General features: G+C 72.8%; 25 protein-coding genes. 4 read left to right on the forward strand and 21 right to left on the reverse strand.

Annotated elements, in window-relative coordinates; translation table 11 throughout:
• Positions 1-45: 45 nt before the first annotated feature.
• Complete coding sequence (locus ACFYPN_RS10360) at positions 46-1,281, forward strand: methyltransferase domain-containing protein (RefSeq protein ID WP_389297673.1); 1,236 nt, start codon at positions 46-48, stop codon at positions 1,279-1,281.
• Between the two features lie 40 nt (positions 1,282-1,321).
• On the opposite strand, the gene ACFYPN_RS10365 is transcribed toward ACFYPN_RS10360, so the two are convergent.
• From ACFYPN_RS10365 to tsaB, 8 genes are all read right to left on the reverse strand, one after another.
• Positions 1,322-1,987, reverse strand: a complete 666-nt coding sequence (locus ACFYPN_RS10365; protein ID WP_358755961.1) for a hypothetical protein — start codon at positions 1,985-1,987, stop codon at positions 1,322-1,324.
• Positions 1,988-2,061: 74 nt separating this feature from the next.
• The gene (locus tag ACFYPN_RS10370) at positions 2,062-2,526 is read right to left on the reverse strand and encodes a VOC family protein (RefSeq protein ID WP_358755959.1); all 465 of its coding nucleotides are present in this window, start codon (positions 2,524-2,526) and stop codon (positions 2,062-2,064) included.
• A gap of 156 nt (positions 2,527-2,682) precedes the next feature.
• Complete coding sequence (locus tag ACFYPN_RS10375) at positions 2,683-3,558, reverse strand: NAD(P)H-binding protein (protein ID WP_358755957.1); 876 nt, start codon at positions 3,556-3,558, stop codon at positions 2,683-2,685.
• The gene (locus tag ACFYPN_RS10380; protein ID WP_389297676.1) at positions 3,555-4,355 is read right to left on the reverse strand and encodes a TetR/AcrR family transcriptional regulator; all 801 of its coding nucleotides are present in this window, start codon (positions 4,353-4,355) and stop codon (positions 3,555-3,557) included. Before ACFYPN_RS10380 ends, ACFYPN_RS10375 begins: the two co-directional genes overlap by 4 nt.
• 123 nt (positions 4,356-4,478) lie before the next feature.
• Positions 4,479-4,748, reverse strand: a complete 270-nt coding sequence (locus tag ACFYPN_RS10385; protein WP_389297677.1) for a hypothetical protein — start codon at positions 4,746-4,748, stop codon at positions 4,479-4,481.
• Complete coding sequence (tsaD, locus tag ACFYPN_RS10390; RefSeq protein ID WP_358756101.1) at positions 4,745-5,866, reverse strand: tRNA (adenosine(37)-N6)-threonylcarbamoyltransferase complex transferase subunit TsaD; 1,122 nt, start codon at positions 5,864-5,866, stop codon at positions 4,745-4,747. Before tsaD ends, ACFYPN_RS10385 begins: the two co-directional genes overlap by 4 nt.
• 5 nt (positions 5,867-5,871) lie before the next feature.
• A complete protein-coding gene (gene rimI, locus ACFYPN_RS10395; RefSeq protein ID WP_358756099.1) occupies positions 5,872-6,363 on the reverse strand; it encodes a ribosomal protein S18-alanine N-acetyltransferase in 492 nt (163 codons plus the stop codon).
• 5 nt (positions 6,364-6,368) lie between these two features.
• Positions 6,369-7,016 carry a tRNA (adenosine(37)-N6)-threonylcarbamoyltransferase complex dimerization subunit type 1 TsaB gene (gene tsaB / locus ACFYPN_RS10400; RefSeq protein ID WP_358756097.1) on the reverse strand — a complete coding sequence of 216 codons (648 nt, stop codon included), beginning with the start codon at positions 7,014-7,016 and terminating at the stop codon, positions 6,369-6,371.
• A gap of 148 nt (positions 7,017-7,164) precedes the next feature.
• On the opposite strand from tsaB, the gene ACFYPN_RS10405 reads away from it, so the two are divergent.
• Positions 7,165-7,767: a hypothetical protein gene (locus tag ACFYPN_RS10405; protein ID WP_389297679.1), complete on the forward strand. Its 603-nt coding sequence runs from the start codon at positions 7,165-7,167 to the stop codon at positions 7,765-7,767.
• Positions 7,768-7,786: 19 nt separating this feature from the next.
• Here the strand turns inward: ACFYPN_RS10405 and ACFYPN_RS10410 are convergent, their stop codons facing one another.
• The 9 genes from ACFYPN_RS10410 to ACFYPN_RS10450 form a co-directional block, all read right to left on the reverse strand.
• Positions 7,787-8,023, reverse strand: a complete 237-nt coding sequence (locus tag ACFYPN_RS10410; RefSeq protein ID WP_358755949.1) for a hypothetical protein — start codon at positions 8,021-8,023, stop codon at positions 7,787-7,789.
• A 309-nt stretch (positions 8,024-8,332) separates the two neighbouring features.
• The gene (gene tsaE / locus ACFYPN_RS10415) at positions 8,333-8,875 is read right to left on the reverse strand and encodes a tRNA (adenosine(37)-N6)-threonylcarbamoyltransferase complex ATPase subunit type 1 TsaE (RefSeq protein WP_389297681.1); all 543 of its coding nucleotides are present in this window, start codon (positions 8,873-8,875) and stop codon (positions 8,333-8,335) included.
• Positions 8,844-10,082: an alpha/beta hydrolase gene (locus ACFYPN_RS10420; RefSeq protein WP_358755945.1), complete on the reverse strand. Its 1,239-nt coding sequence runs from the start codon at positions 10,080-10,082 to the stop codon at positions 8,844-8,846. Before ACFYPN_RS10420 ends, tsaE begins: the two co-directional genes overlap by 32 nt.
• Before the next feature lie 63 nt (positions 10,083-10,145).
• Positions 10,146-11,285, reverse strand: coding sequence for an alanine racemase (gene alr, locus ACFYPN_RS10425; protein WP_389297684.1), 1,140 nt, complete (start codon positions 11,283-11,285; stop codon positions 10,146-10,148).
• 96 nt (positions 11,286-11,381) lie between these two features.
• On the reverse strand, positions 11,382-11,819 hold the full coding sequence (locus tag ACFYPN_RS10430; protein ID WP_389297686.1) for a DUF488 domain-containing protein: 438 nt from the start codon (positions 11,817-11,819) through the stop codon (positions 11,382-11,384).
• Between the two features lie 68 nt (positions 11,820-11,887).
• Complete coding sequence (locus tag ACFYPN_RS10435) at positions 11,888-13,339, reverse strand: NAD(P)H-hydrate dehydratase (RefSeq protein WP_389297688.1); 1,452 nt, start codon at positions 13,337-13,339, stop codon at positions 11,888-11,890.
• A 142-nt stretch (positions 13,340-13,481) separates the two neighbouring features.
• On the reverse strand, positions 13,482-13,850 hold the full coding sequence (locus ACFYPN_RS10440) for a holo-ACP synthase (RefSeq protein ID WP_358755937.1): 369 nt from the start codon (positions 13,848-13,850) through the stop codon (positions 13,482-13,484).
• 22 nt (positions 13,851-13,872) lie between these two features.
• On the reverse strand, positions 13,873-15,720 hold the full coding sequence (glmS, locus tag ACFYPN_RS10445) for a glutamine--fructose-6-phosphate transaminase (isomerizing) (protein ID WP_358755935.1): 1,848 nt from the start codon (positions 15,718-15,720) through the stop codon (positions 13,873-13,875).
• A 248-nt stretch (positions 15,721-15,968) separates the two neighbouring features.
• The gene (locus ACFYPN_RS10450) at positions 15,969-16,319 is read right to left on the reverse strand and encodes a DoxX family protein (RefSeq protein WP_358755933.1); all 351 of its coding nucleotides are present in this window, start codon (positions 16,317-16,319) and stop codon (positions 15,969-15,971) included.
• Between the two features lie 107 nt (positions 16,320-16,426).
• Here ACFYPN_RS10450 and ACFYPN_RS10455 point away from each other — a divergent pair, with 107 nt between their 5' ends.
• Both ACFYPN_RS10455 and coaA read left to right on the forward strand, forming a co-directional pair.
• On the forward strand, positions 16,427-16,870 hold the full coding sequence (locus tag ACFYPN_RS10455; protein WP_358755931.1) for a helix-turn-helix domain-containing protein: 444 nt from the start codon (positions 16,427-16,429) through the stop codon (positions 16,868-16,870).
• A gap of 100 nt (positions 16,871-16,970) precedes the next feature.
• Positions 16,971-17,966 carry a type I pantothenate kinase gene (coaA, locus tag ACFYPN_RS10460; RefSeq protein ID WP_358755929.1) on the forward strand — a complete coding sequence of 332 codons (996 nt, stop codon included), beginning with the start codon at positions 16,971-16,973 and terminating at the stop codon, positions 17,964-17,966.
• Positions 17,967-18,043: 77 nt separating this feature from the next.
• Here the strand turns inward: coaA and glmM are convergent, their stop codons facing one another.
• From glmM to ACFYPN_RS10480, 4 genes are all read right to left on the reverse strand, one after another.
• Positions 18,044-19,402: a phosphoglucosamine mutase gene (glmM, locus tag ACFYPN_RS10465; RefSeq protein ID WP_358755927.1), complete on the reverse strand. Its 1,359-nt coding sequence runs from the start codon at positions 19,400-19,402 to the stop codon at positions 18,044-18,046.
• 231 nt (positions 19,403-19,633) lie between these two features.
• A complete protein-coding gene (rpsI, locus tag ACFYPN_RS10470) occupies positions 19,634-20,158 on the reverse strand; it encodes a 30S ribosomal protein S9 (RefSeq protein ID WP_266705178.1) in 525 nt (174 codons plus the stop codon).
• Positions 20,159-20,202: 44 nt separating this feature from the next.
• Complete coding sequence (gene rplM, locus ACFYPN_RS10475; protein WP_275493842.1) at positions 20,203-20,646, reverse strand: 50S ribosomal protein L13; 444 nt, start codon at positions 20,644-20,646, stop codon at positions 20,203-20,205.
• A 362-nt stretch (positions 20,647-21,008) separates the two neighbouring features.
• A complete protein-coding gene (locus tag ACFYPN_RS10480; RefSeq protein ID WP_358755924.1) occupies positions 21,009-22,628 on the reverse strand; it encodes an ATP-binding cassette domain-containing protein in 1,620 nt (539 codons plus the stop codon).
• Between the last annotated feature and the right edge of the window lie 110 nt (positions 22,629-22,738).

The raw sequence follows: 22,738 nt of genomic DNA on the forward strand, positions 1-22,738 counted from the left end.
CGGGCGGTCGGCCGGGGGACGGCCGCGGCCGTCCGCTGGCCCACAATGGGACGGGTGAACGCACCTCTCCCCGCCGGTGACGGCCCCGCCGACCCGCTCGCCTCCTTCGCCGCCCTGCGTACGCCCGAAGGCGCCGCCCTCCTGGACGAGTTGCGGGACCACGACCCGGCGCGCGAACTGGCCACCGCCACCCGGCTGCGCCGCGACCACGCGCCCGGCCTGGTCTCGGCCGCCCTCGGGCAGGCCCGGCTGCGGCAGCGGGCGGTCGCGAAGTTCGGCGCCGAGGACGCGTACCGGATGTACTTCACGCCCAACGGCGTCGAGCAGGCCACCCGCACCTCCGTCGCCACGTACCGCGCCGGACGGTTCGCCGCGCTCGGCGGGGTACGGCGGGTGGCGGACCTGTGCTGCGGCATCGGCGGCGACGCGATCGCGCTGGCCCGCGCCGGCATCGAGGTGCTGGCCGTCGACCGCGACCCGCTCACCGCGGAGGTGGCCCGCGCCAACGCGGAGGTCCTCGGACTGTCCGGGCTGATCGAGGTCCGGTGCGCCGATGTCACCGACATCGACACCTCCCCGTACGACGCCGTCTTCGTGGACCCGGCCCGGCGCGGCGGGCGCGGCCGGATCTTCGACCCCGAGGCGTATTCGCCGCCGCTCTCCTGGGCGACCGCCGCCGCGCTGAAGGCCCCGCGCGCGGCGCTGAAGATCGCGCCGGGCGTCCCGCACGAGGCGATCGGCCCGGAGGCCGAGGCCGAGTGGATCTCGGACGGCGGGGACGTCAAGGAGGCGGTGCTCTGGTACGGCGAGGGCTTCGAGCCCGGCACCTACCGGGCGACCCTGCTGCCGTCCGGCGCCACCCTCGCCACCCGCTCCCCGCTGCCGGCCCCGCCGGTCGGGCCGGTCGGCCGCTACCTCTACGAGCCGGACGGCGCGGTGATCCGGGCCAGTCTGGTCGCCGACATCGTGGCCCGGTGCGACGGGCGGCTGATCGACGAGACCATCGCCTACGTCACCAGCGACCAGCCGTACGCCTCCCCGTACACCTCCGCGTACGAGATCACCGACCAGCTCCCCTTCCACATGAAGCGGCTGAAGGCCCTGCTACGGGAGCGGGAGGTGGGGGTGCTGACGGTGAAGAAGCGCGGTTCGGCGGTGGAGCCGGAGGAGGTGCGGCGCCGGATGAAGCTCGCGGGGCCGAACTCCGCGACGGTCCTGCTGACCCGGGTCGCCGGCGCCCCGACCATGCTGATCGGCCGTCCGGTCCGGCCGGAGGCATGACGGTCCGGCCGGACCGGCCGGTCCGGCCGGACCGTTCCGGTCAGCCCGCCCCGCCCGCCGCCGCCGTCCGCCGTCCCGGCACCTCCGCCGGGGCGGCGAGCACCCGCAGCGCCCAACGCCGGTGGGAGACCGCCGTGACCGCGCCGATCAGTCCGGTGATCCACACCATGAGGCCGGCGCCCATCCCGAGCACCACCGAGCCGTAGGTGTCCTCGCCCGGCGTGGCCGACGCCGGGACGGCCACGCAGGTGAACAGGCCGACGGCGCACAGGGCGTAGGAGAGCAGCAGCCAGGTGAGGCCGAGTCCAGGCATCCGCAGCAGCCGGTCCCGCTCCGCGTCCCGGTCGAGCGCGCCCCAACCGGCCAGCAGGGCCCGGACCTTGCGGGCGCGTGCGCCGTCGATCACGAGGAACACGGCCGCCGTGGCGAGCGTGCCGAGGCCGACGACGAGCAGGACGACCCCCGGCAGGTCACTGATCGGGTCCAGGGACTCCTCGAAGACGGTCACGGCCGAACCGATGAACGCCCAACCCAGCGCGGCGAGTCCGCCCCAGGTGAGGAGGAGGGCGAGCCGTCTGCCGCCGACGTGCCGTCCCACCAGCTCGCCGAGGACCGCGGCCCGGTCGGCGAGCAGGGAGGTGCGGTCGGGCCAGGAGCGGATCTCCACGGGCGGCGGGGGAGGCGGCAGCACGGCGCTGGAAGGCATGGGGCCGACTCTAGGCCGTGTGGGTGGTGCGGAACTTCGTACCGCCCGTGGGCCGCCACAGCCGCACGGCGCCCTCAGGCGTTGAGCAGCGTCTCCACGTCGAGTTTGCCCATGCCCATCATCGCCTTCATGGCACGGTCGGCGCGGTCCCGGTCGGGGCCGCCGAGGATCTCGGGGAGCGCGCGCGGCACGATCTGCCAGGAGAGGCCGTACTTGTCCTTGAGCCAGCCGCACCGGCTCTCCTCGCCGCCCTCGGTGAGCGCGTCCCACAGCCGGTCCACCTCGGCCTGGTCCGCGCAGTCCACGGAGAGCGAGAGCGCCTCGGTGAAGTGGAACGCGGGACCGCCGTTGAGACCCTGGTACTCCTGGCCGGCCAGCCGGAAGCGGACGGTCATCACGGTGCCGGTCTCGGCGGGTCCGGAGTCGGAGTAGTAGGAGGTCTCCAGGACGCGCGAGTCGCCGCCGAACACGGAGACGTAGAAGTCGGCGGCCTCGCCGGCCCGGCCGTCGAACCAGAGACAGGGGGTGATCTTCTGCATGGTCTTCTCCTCGTTGGGTCCCGAGCCCCGAGGCCCGCCCCGCCTGCCGTGCGCGGCCCCGGCCAGGCGGCCGGTTCGGGATGCTGCACGGTAGACCTGCCGGACGCCCGGAACTCATCGGACACGCGGGACCCCGACCCCCCGGGAGCGAGCGGCTCAGCCCTGGAGCGCGGGCTTGAGCACGTCCCGGCACCACTGGCGGAAGCTGGTGGGCGCCGCCTCGGCGGCCAGGGCCTCGGGTTCGTAGATGCCGGCGTCCTGGGCGAGCACCATGTCGACGAGTCCCTGCGCCCAGCTGTCGCTCATTCCGTACCCGAGCATCGTCGCCCGGAAGTCGGGGAGCGGGGTCCGGTGGAAGGCGACCGGTGTTCCGAGGACCTCCGACAGGGTGGCCGCCATGTCCTGCGGGGTCAGGGCGTCGGGGCTCAGCACGGGCACGTCGCCCCGGCCGCTCCACGCGGGCGCGAGCAGCAGGTCGGCCGCGGTGGCCGCGATGTCCGCGGTGGCGACCACGCGCAGCGGGCGGTCGGCCGCGTTGGGCAGGTGGAAGCCGCCCTGCCCGATCGCCTCGGCCTGCATGAGCAGGTTCTCCATGAAGAAGGGCATGCGCAGCGACCGGTAGGCCACCCCGGTGCCCTCGATCAGGGCGTCCATGGCGAAGGCGGACGAGAGGTTGCCGGCGTGCTCCCCGAAGGCGCGCCCCAGGCTGGAGACACCGACGACCCGGCGCACACCGTGCCGCTCGATCGCTTCGCAGGCGGGACGGGTGAAGTCCACGTAATGGCCGGTGACGTCCTCGGCACGCGGGTTCGGCGGGACGAGCCAGAACACCGTGTCGGCGCCCTCGAACGCCTTGGTCACGGTGGCGGGATCGGCGTGCGAGCCCTCCACCACCTCGGCGCGCTCGCGCACCTCGGGGTCGAGTGCCGAGGGGTCCCGCGCGATCACGCGGACCGGCTCTTCGCCGCCGCTCACGAGCCTGGCGAGGAGCCGGCGTCCGATGTGGCCGGTGGGGGCGGTGACGACGATCATGTGGCGCTCCGGTCGGTCTCGGTTCGGGCGGTGCTGTCGGTACGTGTGGTGCTGTCGTGTCGGTTGGTGCTGTCGGTTCGGGCGGTGCTGTCGGCTCGAGTGATGCGGTCGAGCCATTCCCGCAGGAGGGCGCGTTCGGTGTCGGTCAGGGCCGTGGTCCGGGAGAGCACGGCTCGCAGGGCGACGGCGGCGGTGACGGGCCCGGCGTCCTCGGGCGAGAGGGGGGCGTCGGTGGTGATCGCCGCGATCACCCCTTCCCGCGCTGCGGACGTCAGGGACGGGTGGCGCTCCGCCTCGGTGCGGGAGAGGAGCTCCAGTGCGACACCGCGTCCGCTCGCGTGCACCAACTGGATCGCCAGGGCCTCTTCGACCCGCAGCCGGCCGGCTGCGGCGATCTGCCGGATGGCGTGCTCCAGGATCTTGTCCGCGATCTCGGCCGCCTCTACGCGCACGCCGGGGCGCGGTTCGCCGTAGATGAGGGAGTACAGGGCCGGGTTGTGCAGGGCGAAGGAGATGTTCATCTCCCAGCCGGCGCGCAGGTGGTCCACGGGGTCACCGCCGGGATCCAGTGCCGACTTGGCCGGGATGTGCGCGGCGAAACCGTGGGCGGCCACGGCGTCGAGCAGCCCCTGCTTGTCCCCGAACAACCGGTAGATGGTCGGCGCCTGGACGCCGGCCGCGGTGGCCACGGCCCGGGTCGACACGGCCTCGCGGCCCTGTTCGTTCAGGAGCGTGAGCGCGGCCGCGATGATGCGGTCGCGAGAGCTCTCCCCCACGGAGGGGTGATCGGATGGCATATAACGACGATAACACCGAGACGCTATCGTCGCTAACGGTGCCGCGTCATCGGCGATAACACCCTTGCGTCCCGGCGCGTACGCCCGGGAGAGAACGGGCCGCCGGGACGCATCGGGCGGCCGTCAGGAGTCGACCGGCCCCAGCGACTCGAAGCGCCAGCGGTGCACCGCGCGGGTGATCAGCCGGTCGTCCGGCTCGGGGAGTTCCGGCAGCTCGTCGCCGTACTCCCCCGGCCACCAGGTGATCACCAGGACCCGGTCCTGCGGGGCGCGCAGGAGTTCGGTGCGCAGCGGGGTGCGGGCGAGTTCGCCGGCGCGGGCGCGGGCCCACTCCAGCAGTTCCGCGCCCTGTCCGTCGGCGGCGCGGGCCTCCCACATCAGGGCGACGGTCATGAGTACAGGTTGTCCTTGCTGACCTCGTGCACATGGTCGTGGTCGTGGGTGTGGTCGTGCGCGGGACCGTGCTGGGCGCCGGGTACGTGCGGGTCGGTCACCGGGAGCGAGGAGTCGGCGGAGAGCTCCCAGTCGGAGGCGGGCCGGTTGCGGGCGACCATCTCGGCGCCGAGCGCGGCGACCATCGCGCCGTTGTCGGTGCAGAGTCCGGGGCGGGGCACCCGGAGCCGGATTCCGGCCCGCTCGCAGCGTTCCTGGGCGAGCGCGCGCAGGCGGGAGTTGGCCGCGACGCCGCCGCCGATCATCAGGTGGTCGACGCCCTCGTCCTTGCAGGCGCGGACGGCCTTGCGGGTGAGCACGTCCACCACGGCTTCCTGGAAGGACGCCGCCACGTCGCGCACCGGCACCTCCTCGCCGGCCGCGCGCTTCGCCTCGATCCAGCGTGCGACCGAGGTCTTGAGCCCGGAGAAGGAGAAGTCGTACGCGGGGTCGCGGGAGCCGGAGAGGCCGCGCGGGAAGGCGATGGCCTTCGGGTTCCCCTCGCGGGCCAGCCGGTCGATGACGGGGCCGCCGGGGAAGCCGAGGTCCAGCACACGGGCGATCTTGTCGAATGCCTCGCCCGCCGCGTCGTCGATGGTGGCACCCAGGGGCCGTACGTCGCTGGTGATGTCGGGGGCGAGGAGCAGCGAGGAGTGGCCGCCGCTGACCAGCAGGGCCATGGTCGGCTCGGGCAGCGGGCCGTGCTCCAGCTGGTCGACGCAGATGTGCGAGGCGAGGTGGTTCACGCCGTAGAGCGGCTTCCTCAGCGCGTACGCGTACGCCTTGGCGGCCGAGACGCCGACGAGCAGCGCTCCGGCGAGACCCGGACCCGCGGTGACGGCGATGCCGTCGAGGTCGCGGGCGCTGACCCCGGCTTCCTTCAGGGCGCGCTCGATGGTGGGGACCATCGCCTCCAGGTGGGCACGGGAGGCGATCTCCGGAACGACACCGCCGAAGCGGGCGTGCGTGTCCACGCTGGACGCGACGGCGTCCGCGAGGAGCGTGGTGCCGCGCACGATGCCGACGCCGGTCTCGTCGCAGGAGGTCTCGATGCCGAGTACGAGCGGTTCGTCAGCCATTGCCATCAGCCATTCTCTGTTCCTTGTACGTGGAGGCGCATGACGAGTGCGTCGATGTTGCCCGGCTGGTAGTAGCCGCGCCGGAAGCCGATCGGTTCAAAGCCGAAGCGTTCGTAGAGCCTCTGGGCGCGGGTGTTGTCGACCCGGACTTCGAGCAGCACGGTGGCGCACTCGAAGGCGGTGGCGTGCCTCAGCAGGTCGGTGAGGAGTTCCGAGCCGAGGCCGCCGCCCCAGTGGGCGCGGGTGACACCGATGGTCTGGACGTCGGCGAGGTCCCCGGCGGCGGCGAGCCCGGCGTAGCCGACGATCCGGCCGGTGGCCGGTTCCTCGGCGACGACGTAGCGGCGGGTGGCGTGCGGGCCCCGGGCGTGGGCGAGCTCGGACCAGAACATCCCGGCCGACCAGGCGTCGTCGGGGAAGAGCTCGTGTTCCAGCTCCAGCACCGGCTCGATGTCCCACCAGCGCATCTCGCGCAGTTCGGCGGTCGGGACGGTCACGTCGGTCACGTCGGGGTGACCACCTTGTAGTTCTTCGGGACCTGCGCGTCGGGCCTGCGGAGGTAGAGCGGCTGCGGGTCGAGCAGCTTCTCCCCGGCGGCGAGGCGTTCTGCGGCGAGCGCGGCGAGCGCCCCGGCCGAGACGTGCTCGGGGCCGCGGGCGTCCGGGAAGGAGTCCGGGTAGAGCACCGCTCCGGCCCCGACGACGGGCAGCCCGGCCAGTTCCCCGGCGATGTCGGCGGGCCGGTCGACGGACGGGCCACCGGTCCGGGTGCGGGGGTCGGTGTAGCGCGCCCAGTAGACCTCCTTGCGGCGGGCGTCCGTGGCGACCGCGAAGGGTCCGGTGATCCCGGCCTCCTCGGCGGCGTACGCGAGTCCGTCCAGGGTGCACACGCCGTGCACGGGGACGGAGAGCGCGGAGGCGAAGGTCGCGGCGGTCACCAGGCCGACGCGCAGCCCGGTGTAGGGGCCGGGGCCGACGCCCACGACGATGCCGGTGACGGCGTCGAGGGTGGTCCCGGCCTCGGCGAGGACGCGGTCGACGGTGGGGAGCAGCAGCTCCCCGTGGCGCCGGGCGTCCACCTGGCCGGACTCCGCGACGACGGAGGTGCCGTCGTGGAGGGCGACGGTGACGGCGGGGGTGGCGGTATCCATGGCGAGCAAGAGCACGCGAACAGCCTACGGCTCCCGCCACCGGAGGCGTCGCGCCCGTACGTCGTCCCGGTGGTCCCCGGGGCTGCTGCTACCGTCACCCGGGATACACGAGTACGACGTAAACCTTGTACGACATGCGACAAGTGGCATGCGGCGGACCGTATGCGAAAGGGGAGCTCAGGTGGCTAGGGGCAGCTCGGGAATCGTGGCCGGGCTCACTGCGGTGGCCGTCGCCGTGGTCGCATTCCTCGCTTACCAGGCGTCGGCGAACGCCCCCGATTCGGTGGTGGACGTCTCGACGAGCGCCTCCGCGCCCGCGTCCACGAAGAAGCCCGCGGCGGAGAAGCCCACGCCCACCGTCGACCCGCTCGCGGTGCCGGCCGGCTCCGGGACCGGCCTGCGGGTCGTGTACGCGCTGAAGCAGAAGCGGGTGTGGCTGGTGGGCGAGGACGGCACGTCCTCCGGGACGTTCCCGGTGGTGCCGACGAGCAGCGTCAGCCCCCCGCCGGGTTCGTACGCGGTCTACTCCCGCACCGGCGCGGTGAACGGCTCGGACGGGGTGCCGATCGAGCACGTCGTGCGGTTCACCCAGGTGGGCGACGCGGTGGTGGGCTTCAGCGCGGCGCAGGACGGCTCGCTGCCGACCCCGGACCCGACGCTGAAGACCGGCGGAGTGCGGATGACGCGGAAGAACGCCGACCAGATGTGGTCGTTCGCCACGGTCGGGGTGAAGGTCGTCGTCGTCCCGTAGGCGTCAGAAAGTCCGAGGATCAGGCCGCTTCGCGCTGCGCGGGCGGCCTGATTCCGTGCACCGGGGCCGCGGTCGCGTCACTCCGGTCGCCCCGGGCGACCGGATCGGCAGGATCGCTCTCGTCCTCCGGGGGCGCCGCCGGAGCCCCGGACGGCGGGGTCGACACGGCGCTGGCCGCCGCGCACGACGCGAGCAGATCCTTCATCGGCACCCCGGAGGGGGACGGGTACCGGACGTCTCGCTCGGGCGTCGGCATGGATGCCTCCTGGCTCCACTGGAGGAGTAGTTAGGTATACCTAACCAGTTCGCCAACCCATACCACCACGGGCGGCCCGGTCTCCGCAACATTTTACCGACGCCTTGTCGGAAACCACCCGGGAATGTGTCTGCCGGCCGCCCTGCGCCCGCCGGACCGCCCCCGCCGCACACGCCCTCGCCGTAATCACCGCGCATCCGGCCACCGAGCACACGCCTGCGGGGCGCCTCCCCGGAGGAAGGCGCCCCGCAGGACGGACAGACGGACGGGACGGACGGGACGGACGAAAGCAGGACGGACACAGCCGGCTCAGGCCGGGTGCCCGCCGATCCGGGTCCGCAGGTCCGCCCAGCGCGCGCCGATCCCCGCGAGGGTCACCTCGCGCCGCTCGTCGTCGGTGTCGCCGGTGGCGCGGTCGATGACCACGTGGAGCCGGTCGTCGGAGAGCTCCTCCACCTTGCCGTCGCCCCACTCCACGACCACCACCGACTCGGGCAGCGACACGTCGAGGTCCAGATCCTCCATCTCGTCCAGCCCGCCGCCCAGGCGGTAGGCGTCGACGTGGACCAGGGCGGGGCCGTCGCCCAGCGGCGGGTGGACCCGGGCGATCACGAAGGTGGGGGACGTGACGGCGCCCCGTACCCCCAGCCCCTCGCCGAGGCCCCGGGTCAGGGTCGTCTTTCCGGCGCCGAGCTCGCCGGTGAGCATCACCAGGTCGCCGGGGGCCAGCAGCCGGGCCAGGTCGCGGCCCAGCTCCGTCATCTGTTCGGGTGACTCGACGGCGATGCGTACGGTGACGGCGTCCGGGGCCGCCGCGGTCTCAGCGGCCGGGCCGTTGTGCGGTGCTTCCATGTCCGCCCACGTTAGTCGGAGCGGGTACGGCTCCGATCCGCACCAGCAGGTCCGCGAGCCGGTCGGTCACCGTCTCGGGGTGTTCCAGCATCACCAGGTGGCCCGCGTCCGGCACGATGACGAGCTCCGCCTCGGGCAGCACGTCGGCGATGGCCTCGCTGTGCGAGCTGGGGGTCACCAAGTCCTTGTCGCCCGCGAGGATCAGCACGGGCATGTCCCGGAAGACGGGGAGCGCGGCGCTCTTGTCGTGCTCCGTGAACGCCGGGTAGAACTCGGCGACGACGTCGATGGGGGTCGCCTCGATGAGCCGCTCGGCGAACCGGGCGACCGCCGGGTCCACGTCCCGGGAGCCGAACGAGTACCGCTTGATGAGGCTCGCGAAGAGGTCGGCGGTCGCCCGGCGCCCCCGTTCCACCAGCTCCGTCTGGGTACCGAGCGCCCGCAGCACCCCGGGCAGCACCCGGCGCACCGCGTTGACGCCCGCGACCGGCAGTCCGAAGTTGACCTCGCCGAGCCGGCCGCTCGACGTGCCCACGAACGCGGCGGCGGCGACCCGGTCGCGGATCAGCGCCGGGTACTGGTCGGCGAGCGCCATCATCGTCATGCCGCCCATCGAGTGCCCCACCAGCACCAGCCGCCCCTCGGGGGCCGTCGCGTCGATGACCGCCTTCAGGTCCCGGCCGAGCTGATCGATGGTGACCGGCACCCCGTCGGCCTGGGCCCGGCCGCGCGCGGACCGGCCGTGGCTCCGCTGGTCCCAGTGGACCGTGCGGACCAGCCCGCGCAGCGCCGCCCGCTGGAAGTGCCAGGAGTCCTGGGAGAGGCAGTAGCCGTGGCTGAAGACGACGGTGACGGGCCCGGGTGACTTGCGGCCGAAGAGGCGGCGCTTGCGCGGACCGGTGCCGGCCGCCCCGGCGGACGTCGGCGGTTCGACCTCGTCGATCTCGTAGTACAGCGCGGTGCCGTCGTCGGCGACCGCGTGGCCGGGGGTGCCGCGGAGCGCGCCGTACGGCCCGGAGGCGTCCAGCGCGAGGCGCGCCTTCCTCCGCATGCCCCGGCCGACCGTGAGCCGTTCGACGGCGACCCCGGCCGCCGCGCCCGCGGCGAGCACTCCTATGGCGGCCCCGGCGACCGAGGCCCTGCGCCATCCGGCCGCCGCCGCGGCGGCGGTCGCCGCCACCACCTCCCCCGCGCTGCTGTCGCTCACCGTGCCCGCTCCTCGTCCGTGGTCGGTGGTCGTGGTTCTCGGTGGTCGTCGGTGGTGCTTCCGCTACGCGCCGACGTGTACCCGCGGAACGCGCGTACCGATCCTGGTGACGATCTCGTACGCGATGGTGTCGGCCGCCACCGCCCAGTCCTCGGCGGTCGGCTCGCCCCGGTCGCCCGGCCCGAAGAGCACCGCCTCGGCCCCCGGCTCGGTGCGGTCGCCCTCCAGGTCCACGACGAACTGGTCCATCGCGACCCGCCCGGCGACGGTCCGCACCCGGCCCGCGACCAGGACGGGGCCGCGCCCCGACGCGTGGCGCGGGATGCCGTCGGCGTACCCGAGCGGCACCAGGGCGAGCGTGGTCTCGGACGGGGTCGTGTAGTGGTGGCCGTAGCTGATGCCGTGCCCGGCGGGGACCTGCTTGACCAGGGCGACGGAGGCGGAGAGCGTCATCACCGGGCGCAGCCCGAAGTCGGCGGGGGTGCCCAGCTCGGGGCTGGGCGAGATGCCGTAGAGGGCGATCCCGGTGCGGACCAGGTCGAAGTGCGACTCCGGCACGGTCAGGGTGGCCGGGGAGTTGGCGATGTGCCGGACCTCGGGCTCCACGCCGGCCTTCTCCGCGTACGCCACCATGTCGCGGAAGACCGAGAGCTGGGCGGCGATCGAGGGGTGGCCGGGTTCGTCGGCGCAGGCGAAGTGGGACCAGAGGCCGGTGACGGTCACGGCCCCCGTCTCCTCGGCGGCGCGGGCCTCGGCGACCAGCTCGGGCCAGTCGGCGGGCTGGCAGCCGTTGCGGCCGAGTCCGGTGTCGGCCTTCAGGTGGACACGGGCCGTCCGGCCGGCCTCTCCGGCAGCGGTGACGACCTCGCGCAGCGCCCACAGGCCGCTGACGGAGACGTCGATGTCGGCTTCGATCGCCTCGCGCCAGGGGCCGCCCGGGGTCCATAGCCAGCACATGACCCGGCCGCCGAGCCCGGCTTCGCGCAGGGCCAGGGCCTCCTGCGGGGTGGCGGTGCCGAGCCAGGTCGCGCCGGCTTCGAGCGCGGCCCGCGCACAGGGCTCGGCGCCGTGGCCGTAGGCGTCGGACTTCACCACGGCCATGAGCTGGGCTCCGCCCGCCCGCGCGCGCAGTTCGCGCACGTTGGCGCGGAGTGCGGCGAGGTCGATCTCGGCCCGGGCTCTCAAGGACGCTTTCTCGTTCATCGCGGCCAGTCTCTCAGGTCGGTACCCGTCCCAGGACGGCACCCGGGAGCCCGGCCCGGGGGCGGTCGGGTGTGCGGGGCGCGGGCGTCGACGGCGTCAGTCGCTGCCCGCGCGGTGGGTGCGCGCGTGCTCCAGGTACTCGACCAGGACGGGCACATGACTGGCGTCGATGTCCTTGACGGCGGTCACCAGGGTCACCGGGGTGTCGCCGTCCAGCAGGCCGAGCAGGAGGGTGACCGCCTCGGTGTGCGCGGAGTCGTCGAGTTCGGTGCGGTAGCGGTCCACGAACTCGTCGTACCGGGCGCCCGAACGGTCCTGGTGGTACCAGCCGCGCAGTTCGTCGGAGGGGGTGACGTCCTTCAGCCACCGGTCGACGGCGGCCCGCTCCTTGGACACCCCGCGCGGCCAGAGCCGGTCGACGAGCACCCGGGTGCCGTCCGCGCGCGGCTCGGGCGGGTCGTAGACCCTGCGTACCCGCACCGGACCGCTGCCCCTGCCGCCGCCGCTCCCGCTCCCGCTTCCGCTCCCAGCCATGCGCGCCGCCTCCCGCTCCGTACCGGCTGCCGCTTCCAGGGTGGTCCCGGCGGGCGGGACCCGCACGCTCAGCCCCGGCGTACGTCGCGCCAGGCGGCCGGGATGCCCTCGGCGATGTCCTGGGCGGAGACGGGCGCCCCGTCCGCACCGTGCCGTCCGGCGAGCCCGTGCAGGTGGGCGCCGACCGAGGCCGCGTCGCGCGGGGCGAGGCCGGCCGCGAGCAGCGAGCCGATCAGTCCGGAGAGCACGTCCCCGCTGCCCGCCGTGGCGAGCCACGCGGTGCCGGTCGGGTTGACGCGTACGGGGGTGTCGCGGGCCTCCGCGATCAGCGTGGTGGACCCCTTGAGCAGGACCGTGGCGCGGTAGCGGGCGGCCAGCTCGCGTACGGCGGCGAGCCGGCCCGCCTCCACCTCCGCGCGCTCCACGCCGAGCAGCGCGGCGGCCTCCCCGGCGTGCGGGGTGAGGACGGTGGCCGCCGAGCGGGAGCGCACGGTGGCGCCGTCCATCAGCCGCAGCCCGTCCGCGTCGATCAGCACGGGCACGTCCGTGGCGAGCACGTCCTCGACCGCGGCGGTGGCCGCCCGGCCGTCCCCGAGCCCGGGTCCGACCACCCAGGACTGCACCCGGCCCGCCTGCGAGGGCCGCCCCTCGTGCACCAGGGTCTCGGGGAACCGGGCGATCACCGTCTCCCCGCCGGGACCGGCGTACCGCACCGCTCCGGCGCCGCCGCGCAGTGCCCCGGCGACGGCGAGGACCGCGGCGCCGGGGTACCGCTCCGAACCGGCGACCACGCCGACGACGCCCCGGCCGTACTTGTCGCTCTCCGCGCCGGGCACCGGCAGCAGGGCGGCCACGTCCGAGAAGTGGAGCGCCTCCAGGTCCGGGGGCTCCGGAAGTTCCGGGCCGAGGCCGATGTCGACCAGCCGCAGCGCGCCGGCCCGTTCGGCGCCGGGGTCGACGAGCAGCCCGGGCTTGTACGTACCGAAGGTGACGGTGGCGTCGGCGCGGACCGCCGTGCCGTGCACCTCGCCGCTGTCCGCCTCGATCCCGCTGGGCAGGTCCACGGCGAGGACCGGCGCCCCGTGCCCCTCGGTGACCGCCTTCACCAGCGCGGCCGCCTCCGGGCGCAGTCCGCCCCGGCCGCCGATGCCGGTGATCGCGTCCACCACGAGGTCGACGACGCCCGCCTCCTCGGGGCGGTCCAGCACCCGCCCGCCGGCCGCCCGCAGCGCGGCGAGCCCGCCCTCGTGGGCCTGGCCCGGGGTGACCAGCAGGGCGCTGACGCCGGCACCGCGCCGGGCGAGGCGGGCGCCCGCGTGGAGTGCGTCTCCGCCGTTGGCGCCGCTGCCGACGAGGAGCAGCACCCGGGACCCGTACACCCGGCCGTTGCGGCGCAGCAGGTCCCCGCAGGCCACGGCGAGCCCGGCGGCGGCCCGCTGCATCAGGGTGCCCTCGGGCAGCCGCGCCATGAGGGCCTGCTCGGCGGCCCGTACGGTCTCCACGCTGTAAGCGGTACGCATCGGTCAGCCCTTCACACTTCGAGAACGAGCGGGGAGTGGTCGGCGGGTCGGCGGGTCGGCGGGTCGGCGGGTCGGGGTGATGATCGTCGTCCGGCGGGTCGGCTCACACGTACCCGTGCGCCCGCCCGCACACGCCCCGGCCTCAACCTTCCGCGATCACCATGGCCGACGCCACCCCCGCGTCATGGCTGAGCGAGACGTGCCAGGTGCGGACGCCGAGGGCCTCGGCGCGGGCGGCGACGGTGCCGGTGACCCGGAGCCGGGGCTGCCCGCTGTCCTCCACCCAGACCTCGCAGTCGGTCCAGAGGAGGCCACCGGGCGCCCCGAGGGCCTTGGCGACGGCCTCCTTCGCGGCGAACCGGGCGGCGAGCGAGGCGATCCCCCGCCGCTCGCCGCCGGGCAGCAGCCGTTCCCGTTCGAGGAAGAGCCGCTCGGCCATCTGGGGCGTGCGTTCCAGCGCGGCGTCGAACCGCGCGATCTCGGCGACATCGATCCCGACCCCGATGATCACGGGCCCACCCTCGTTCTCGTTCCTATTCCACGGTCACGGACTTCGCCAGGTTGCGCGGCTGGTCCACCTCGTTGCCCCGGGCCGTCGCGAGTTCGCAGGCGAAGACCTGCAACGGGACCGTGGCGACCAGTGGCTGAAGCAGCGTAGGCGTCGGGGGAATCGTAATGAGGTGATCGGCGTAGGGGGCGACACTCTCGTCACCCTCCTCCGCGACGACGATGGTCCGGGCGCCCCGGGCGCGGATCTCCTGGATGTTGGAGACGATCTTGTCGTGCAGCACCGACCGCCCGCGCGGGGACGGGGCCACCACGACGACCGGCAGGTCCTCCTCCACGAGCGCGATCGGCCCGTGCTTCAACTCGCCCGCGGCGAAGCCCTCCGCGTGCATGTACGCGAGCTCCTTCAGCTTCAACGCCCCTTCCAGCGCCACCGGGTGGCCGACGTGCCGGCCGAGGAAGAGCACGGTGTTCTTGTGGGCGAGCGAGCGGGCCAGCTCCCGTACCGGCTCCATGGTGGCCAGGAGGCGTTCGACGGCGGCGGGGACCTCGGAGAGCTGGCGGACGACGGCACGGATCTCGTCGCCGAACTTCGTCCCGCGCACCTGGGCGAGGTAGAGCGCGACGAGGTAGCAGGCGACGAGCTGGGTGAGGAACGCCTTGGTGGAGGCGACCGCGACCTCCGGCCCGGCGTGGGTGTAGAGCACGGCGTCGGACTCGCGCGGGATGGTCGAACCGTTGGTGTTGCAGATGGCCAGCACGTGCGCGCCCTGCTCCCGCGCGTGACGGAGCGCCATGAGGGTGTCCATCGTCTCGCCGGACTGCGAGATCGCGACGACCAGGGTGTTCGGCGAGAGGATCGGGTCGCGGTAGCGGAACTCGCTGGCCAGCTCGGTCTCGCAGGGCAGCCGGGTCCAGTGCTCGATGGCGTACTTGGCGATCAGCCCCGCGTGGTAGGCGGTCCCGCAGGCCACGATGACGACCTTGTCGATCTCCCGGAGCACGCTCGGCGTCAGGCGCACCTCGTCGAGCGTCAGCGCGCCCTCGCCGTCGATCCGGCCCAGCAGGGTGTCGGCGATCGCGCGGGGCTGCTCGGCGATCTCCTTGAGCATGAAGGAGGCGTACCCGCCCTTCTCGGCGGCGGAGGCGTCCCAGTCGACGTGGTAGCTCCGCACCTCCGCGGGCGTGCCGTCGAAGCCGGTGACGGTGACCCGGTCGGCACGCACCTCCACCACCTGGTCCTGGCCCAGTTCGACGGCGTCCCGGGTGTGTGCGATGAACGCGGCGACGTCCGAGGCGAGGAACGCCTCACCCGCCCCGACCCCCACCACCAGCGGGGAGTTGCGCCGCGCGCCCACGACGGTGTCCGGCTCGTCCGCGTGCACGGCGACGAGGGTGAAGGCACCCTCCAGCCGCCGGCAGACCCGCCGCATCGACTCGGCCAGATCGCTGCCTGCCGAGAACTCCTCCGCCAGCAGGTGGGCCACCACCTCGGTGTCGGTGTCCGAGGTGAGGTCGTGCCCACGCCGGGTCAACTCGGTGCGGAGGGTGGCGAAGTTCTCGATGATCCCGTTGTGCACGACCGCGACCCGGCCCGCGTTGTCCAGGTGCGGATGCGCGTTGGCGTCGGTGGGCGCCCCGTGCGTCGCCCACCGGGTGTGCCCGATCCCGGTGAACCCGGCCGGGAGCGGGCGGTCCTTCAGCTCCTTCTCCAGGTTGACCAGCTTCCCCGCCTTCCGGGCACTGGCCAGCCCCCCGTCCGCCAGTACGGCGACCCCGGCGGAGTCGTACCCCCGGTACTCCAGCCGCCTCAGCCCCGCGACCACGACGTCCTGCGCCGACTGCGATCCGACATAACCCACGATTCCACACATGTCGGCACGATAAGGCGCGGAGGGCGGCAAGGGCGGGGTTACGGAAGGGGTGGGCGTGGGGGCGCGGGAGTGCGGGGCGCGGGGCGGTACGTCACGGGCCGGTACGTCACGGGCGCCCCTCCTCCGGCGCGTCTCCCCTCACCGTGCCGCGGCGAGCCACGTCGGGCCCGGGGCGAGCACGAGGCTTTCGAGGCTTTCCCGATTCGACCGGCTACGACATGTGCGTGAGGGCTGCCCCGCCGCAGCGGTCAGAGAGTGGCGACGCGCAGGACCAGCAGGGCGACGGAGGCCACGGTGAGAACCGCCGCCGGAGGTGCGCCCTTGTGGTCACCGACGCGGAGATGGGAGGCGACCGCCCCGGCGAAGTACAGCGTCAGGCCGATCGCGGCGGCTATTCCGACGGGCCCCCACCACAGCCCGGCAATCGCACCGGCCGCGCCCGCTACCTGAGCACCGATCAGGAAATTCATCATGCTCTGCGGCACTTCGAGGGTGGCCATCTGCTCGGTGATGTGCCGCGTCCGCAGAGACTTGGCGCCGGCCGATATCAGGAGGATCGCCGACAGGATCACGGTGACGACGACAAGGGAGACGAACACGGCTGGACCTCATTCACGGGAGATACGTTCACGGGAGATACGGAAAGGGCGTGCGCACCTCGAAAACGATAGGAGGCCGACAGGTACCTCCAGGTAACCTTCGGGGCATGAGCCCGCGCCCCGTCATCGGTTTCCTCGCCGACTGCCCCGCTCTCCTCGCCATGGAGATCATCGCCAGTAAGTGGTCCATGGTCATGCTCTTCGCCCTGACCGATGGCCCGTTGCGCCACCGTGAGCTCGTCGAGCTGAGCGGTGGCATCTCGCGCAAGGTACTGACCCAGACGCTGCGCCGGCTCCAGGCCAACGGGCTCGTCGAGCGGCACGCGTACGCCGAGGCGCCTCCCCGCGTGGAGTACAGCCTGACGGATCTCGGGCGGACCCTGGAGGAGCCCATCAGGATGCTCACCGCATGGGCGCGGGAGAACGGCGAGGCGGTCGTCGCCTTCCGGGAAGCGGCGGAGGCGCCCCCGACCAGTCGGCCGATCCCGACCACCACGGTGGCCCGGATCACCGGGGCGGACCGGACGAGCCCCGTGAAGGCTCCTGTGTGACGGGGATCCGGTAGCCGGGGGGTGACCGCCCCGCGCAACCCCCACCTCGCGTGAGGGACCCCACCCCCCGCTCCGTTCAAACTCCCGTAACAATGAGTACGTGATCACACCGCCGCTCCGTGGCACCCAGCGTCGTACCGAACACGGTCCGACGCCCTACGTCGACCTCTCGCGCGCCGAGTGGAGTGCCCTACGCGACAAGACCCCGCTGCCGCTGACCGCCGAGGAGGTGGAGCGGCTGCGCGGGCTCGGTGACGTCATCGACCTCGACGAGGTGCGCGAGGTCTACCTCCCGCTCTCGCGGCTGCTCAACCTCTACGTCCAGGCCACCTCGGGCCTGCGCGGCGCCCTGAACACCTTCCTGGGGGACGCGGGGAACGGCCACGGAGCGCAGCGCGGTACCCCGTTCGTCATAGGGGTCGCGGGGAGTGTGGCGGTGGGCAAGTCGACCAGTGCCAGGCTGCTCCAGGCGCTGCTGGCGCGGTGGCCGGAGCATCCCCGGGTGGAGCTGGTGACCACGGACGGGTTCCTGCTGCCGATGGAGGAGCTGCGGACGCGCGGGCTGACCTCGCGGAAGGGGTTTCCGGAGTCGTACGACCGGCGGGCGCTGACCCGCTTCGTCGCGGACATCAAGTCGGGGAAGGACGAGGTCACCGCCCCCGTCTACTCCCACCTGATCTACGACATCGTGCCGGGCGAGCGCCTCACCGTGCGGCGCCCGGACATCCTGATCGTGGAGGGTCTCAACGTCCTCCAGCCCGCGCTGCCCGGCAAGGACGGCCGGACCAGGGTCGGGCTCGCGGACTACTTCGACTTCAGCGTCTACGTGGACGCGCGCGCCGAGGACATCGAGAGCTGGTACCTCAACCGGTTCCGGCAGCTCCGCGAGACGGCGTTCCAGAACCCGTCCTCGTACTTCACGAAGTACACCCAGGTCTCCGAGGAGGAGGCCATGGAGTACGCGCGCAACACCTGGCGGACCATCAACAAGCCGAACCTGCTGGAGAACGTGGCGCCCACCCGCAGCCGCGCGACGCTGGTGCTGCGCAAGGGCCCGGACCACAAGGTCCAGCGGCTCTCCCTGCGCAAGCTCTGAGGGCCGTCCCCCCCCTCGGGAACAGCCGCGGGACGGACCGCCGGAGCCGTCCGTCCCGCAGTGGCGGCGGTGGGGGCTCAGCCCAGCGCGGACTTCACCACGTCGGCCAGCCGGCCCGCGATGGCCTGGGCCTGGCCGAAGTCGGCGGCCTCCACCATGACGCGTACCAGCGGCTCGGTGCCCGACTTGCGGAGCAGGACCCGGCCGGTGGCGCCGAGTTCGCGCTCGGCCTCGGCGACGGCGGCGGCCAGTTCTGCGGAGGTGGAGACGCGGGACTTGTCGACGTCCGGGACGTTGACGAGGACCTGCGGCAGGCGCTGCATGACGCCCGCCAGCTCGGCGAGGGTGCGTCCGGTGGCGGCGACGCGGGCGGCCAGCATCAGACCGGTCAGGGTGCCGTCACCAGTCGTGGCGTGGTCCAGCACGATGACGTGCCCGGACTGCTCGCCGCCGAGGGCGTACCCCTCGGCCTTCATGGCCTCAAGGACGTACCGGTCGCCGACCGCGGTCTGGACGAGCTCGATGCCCTCGCGCTCCATGGCCATCTTGAAGCCGAGGTTGGACATGACCGTGCCGACGACGGTGTTGCCGCGCAGCTGTCCCGCGTCGCGCATCGCGAGGGCGAGGACGGCGAGGATCTGGTCGCCGTCGATCTCGTTGCCCTGGGCGTCGACGGCGAGGCAGCGGTCGGCGTCGCCGTCGTGCGCGATGCCGAAGTCGGCGCCGTGGTCGACCACGGCGGCCTGGAGGAGGCCGAGGTGGGTGGAGCCGCAACCGTCGTTGATGTTGAGGCCGTCGGGGTCGGCACCGATGGTGACGACCTCCGCTCCGGCCCGGGCGAACGCCTCCGGGGAGACGTAGGCGGCGGCACCGTGCGCCTCGTCGAGCACCACCTTGAGGCCGTCGAGCCGGTTCGGCAGGACGCCGATGAGGTGGGCGACGTACCGCTCGAAACCCTCGGTGTAATCGGTGACGCGGCCCACGCCGGAGCCGGTGGGGCGGGCCCAGGGCGCGCCGGTGCGGTGCTGGTCGTAGACGGTCTCGATGCGGTCCTCCAGCTCGTCGGCGAGCTTGTGGCCGCCGCGTGCGAAGAACTTGATCCCGTTGTCCGGCATGGCGTTGTGGCTGGCGGAGAGCATCACGCCGATGTCGGCGCCGAGCACACCGGTGAGGTACGCCACGGCCGGCGTGGGCAGCACACCGACCCGCAGGACGTCGACGCCCGCGCTGGCGAGGCCGGCCACCACGGCGGCTTCGAGGAACTCTCCGGAGGCCCGGGGATCACGGCCGACCACGGCCGTGGGACGGTGCCCCTCGAAGGTGCCCGCCTCGGCGAGTACGTGCGCCGCCGCGACCGACAGACCGAGCGCCAGCTCGGCCGTGAGATCCGCGTTGGCGACCCCGCGCACGCCGTCCGTACCGAAGAGTCGTCCCACTGGTGTCCTCCGAAATGCTCCGACAACCGCAAAAGCACAACAATCAACAACGGGCAAAGGGGCGCAGACCGCACACATCACAGACCCGAGGGATGCGCTACCCAACGGGGCCCGAATGCGCCGATGAACGTCTTATGCCGTTATACGCCCGTGAGAGGCGATAAACGAACGCCCCGACAGCACGGTGTGTGCCGCCGGGGCGAACGTGTGAAGCAGACGAGCAGGCGGGATTTAGCGCTTGCTGTACTGCGGAGCCTTACGGGCCTTCTTGAGACCGGCCTTCTTGCGCTCGACCGCACGGTCGTCGCGGGAGAGGAAGCCGGCCTTCTTCAGCGTGGCGCGGTTGTTGTCCACGTCCGCCTCGTTCAGCGCGCGGGCCACACCGAGACGCAGCGCGCCGGCCTGACCCGAGACGCCGCCACCCGAGATGCGGGCGATGACGTCGTAGCGGTTGTCGAGCTCGAGCACCTTGAAGGGCTCGTTGACTTCCTGCTGGTGCACCTTGTTGGGGAAGTAGTCCTCAAGGGTGCGACCGTTGATCTTCCACTTGCCGGTGCCCGGAACGATCCGGACGCGGGCGATGGCGTTCTTGCGACGGCCAAGGCCGGCGGCGGGCTGCGGGTCGCCGAAGCGGCCGGCGAGCGACTCGGAGGTGTACTCACCCTCGACGGGGACCTCGGACTCGAAGGTGGTCACCTCGGCGAAGGTCTCCTCGCCCTCGGTGCCCTCGACGGTCTCAACAGTGGTCTCGGCCACGATTCTCCTCAGATCTTTCTTATGGTCTTAGGGGGAGGCCGGAACTACTGCGCGACCTGGGTGATCTCGTACGGGACCGGCTGCTGCGCAGCGTGCGGGTGCTGGTCACCCGCGTACACCTTGAGCTTCGACAGCATCTGCCGGCCCAGGGTGTTCTTGGGGATCATGCCCTTGATGGCCTTCTCGACGGCCTTCTCCGGGTTCTTGGAGAGCAGCTCGTCGTAGCGGACCGAGCGGAGACCACCCGGGAAGCCCGAGTGGCGGTACGCCATCTTCTGGGTCTTCTTGTTGCCGGACAGGTGAACCTTGTCGGCGTTGATGATGATGACGAAGTCGCCCATGTCCATGTGGGGGGCGTAAATCGCCTTGTGCTTGCCTCGGAGGAGGTTCGCAGCCGTGGTGGCCAGACGACCCAGGACGATGTCCTGAGCGTCGATGACGTGCCACTGGCGCGTCACATCTCCGGGCTTGGGGCTGTACGTACGCACGGTCGTAGCCTTCGCTTCTTCAGTGAGTGGAGTCCTGACAAGGCCACCCGGACGATCACACCAGCCTTGGCGGCGCTGCGGGGACGCAACCCGAGTGCCTGCCGCTGGTCATCGGCCCGGTGGACCGGCGTAAGGGCCCCTCGCGTGAGAACGACCAAGCCAATACGCATAACAAACCCGAAGACTACCCGGGGCCCCCCGCACGGGTCAAAATGGCCCTCCCCCGGCCCCGCCGAACCCCGTGATTCCGGGGCGGACCGGGCTCCGGCCGCCCCGTGGGACACGCCGACGACGGCCGTCCGGATGCCCCGGACGGAGGTCCCGGACGGAGACCGCCGAGCGTGTCGGGCGCGCGGACGCCCTCAGCGGGCCCGCTCGACGCGTCGTTCGTCCCAGACCGGCTCGGTCGTCTCGCGCACCACACCGTCCGAGCCGAAGACGAGGTAGCGGTCGAAGGACTTCGCGAACCAGCGGTCGTGGGTGACGGCCATCACGGTCCCGTCGTACGCCTCCAGGCCCTCCTGGAGCGCCTCGGCGGACTCCAGGTCCAGGTTGTCGGTGGGCTCGTCCAGCAGCAGGGCTGTGGTGCCCGCCAGCTCCAGCAGCAGGATCTGGAAACGGGCCTGCTGGCCGCCGGAGAGCTTCTCGAAGGGCTGGTCGCCCTGGCGCTCCAGCTCGTACCGGCGCAGCACGCCCATCGCGGCGCCCCGGTCCTTGGCCTGCTCGCTCCAGAGGATCTCCACCAGGGTCTTGCCGCGGAGTTCCGGGTGGGCGTGGGTCTGGGCGAAGTGGCCGGCGACCACGCGGGCGCCGAGCTTCCACTCCCCGGTGTGCGGGACCGGCTCCCCGGCGAGCAGCCGCAGGAAGTGCGACTTGCCGGAGCCGTTGGAACCGAGGACGGCGACCCGCTCCCCGTAGAAGATCTCCAGGTCGAAGGGTTTCATGAGCCCGGTCAGCTCCAGCCGCGTACAGGTCACCGCGCGCACGCCGGTGCGTCCGCCGCGCAGCCGCATCCGGATGTCCTGCTCGCGGGGCGGCTCGGGCGGCGGCCCGGCGTCCTCGAACTTCTTGAAGCGCGTCTGCATGGCGTGGTACCGGTTGGCCATGTCGGGGCTGATGGCCGCCTGCTGCCGCATCCGCAGCACGAGGGCGCGCAGCCTGGCGTGCTCCTCCTGCCAGCGGCGCAGCAGCTCCTCGAAGCGGGCGAACCGGTCCTTGCGGGCCTGGTGGTAGGTGTCGAAGCCGCCACCGTGCACCCAGACGTCGCTGCCGGCCGCGCCGGGCTCGACGCTGACGATCTTCTCGGCGGCCCGGGAGAGCAGCTCCCGGTCGTGGGATACGAAGAGGACCGTCTTGCGGGTCTCCTTGAGCTTCCCCTCCAGCCAGCGCTTGCCGGGGACGTCGAGGTAGTTGTCCGGCTCGTCGAGGAGGAGCACCTCGTCGGGTCCGCGCAGCAGCGCTTCGAGGACCAGGCGCTTCTGCTCGCCGCCGCTGAGGGTGCGTGCCTCGCGGTATTGCGCCTTGTCGTACGGGACACCGAGCGCGGCCATGGTGCACATGTCCCAGAGGGTCTCCGCCTCGTAGCCGCGCACCTCCGCCCAGTCGCTGAGGGCCTGCGCGTACTTCATCTGCGCGGCCTCGTCGTCGACGGTGAGGATCAGTTCCTCGGCGGCGTCCACGGCCTGCGCGGCGGCCCGGATCTGCGGGTGCGCCACGGACACCAGCAGGTCACGGACGGTCTGCCCGTCGCGTACGGAGCCGACGAACTGGCCCATCACACCGAGGCCGCCGCTCACCGACACCGTGCCGCCGTGCGGCTGGAGCTCGCCGGAGAGCAGGCGCAGCAGTGTCGTCTTGCCGGCTCCGTTGGCGCCGACGAGGGCCACCACGGCACCGTCCGCGACCCGGAACGAAGCGTCGCCGAGCAGCACCCGCCCGTCCGGTAGGTAGTACTCCAGATGGCCCGCTTCGAGATGTCCCATACCCGCATTGTCGGGTGCGGGGGCTCCGTGACCCAAACGGATTCCCGGGGAGGCCCGGGACCCGGTCCGTGACCGGGCCGGTGCCGGGCCCGGCAATGTCTGCGACGCGG

It is taken from the genome of Streptomyces sp. NPDC005576, from assembly GCF_042871745.1.
Taxonomy (GTDB): Bacteria; Actinomycetota; Actinomycetes; order Streptomycetales; family Streptomycetaceae; genus Streptomyces.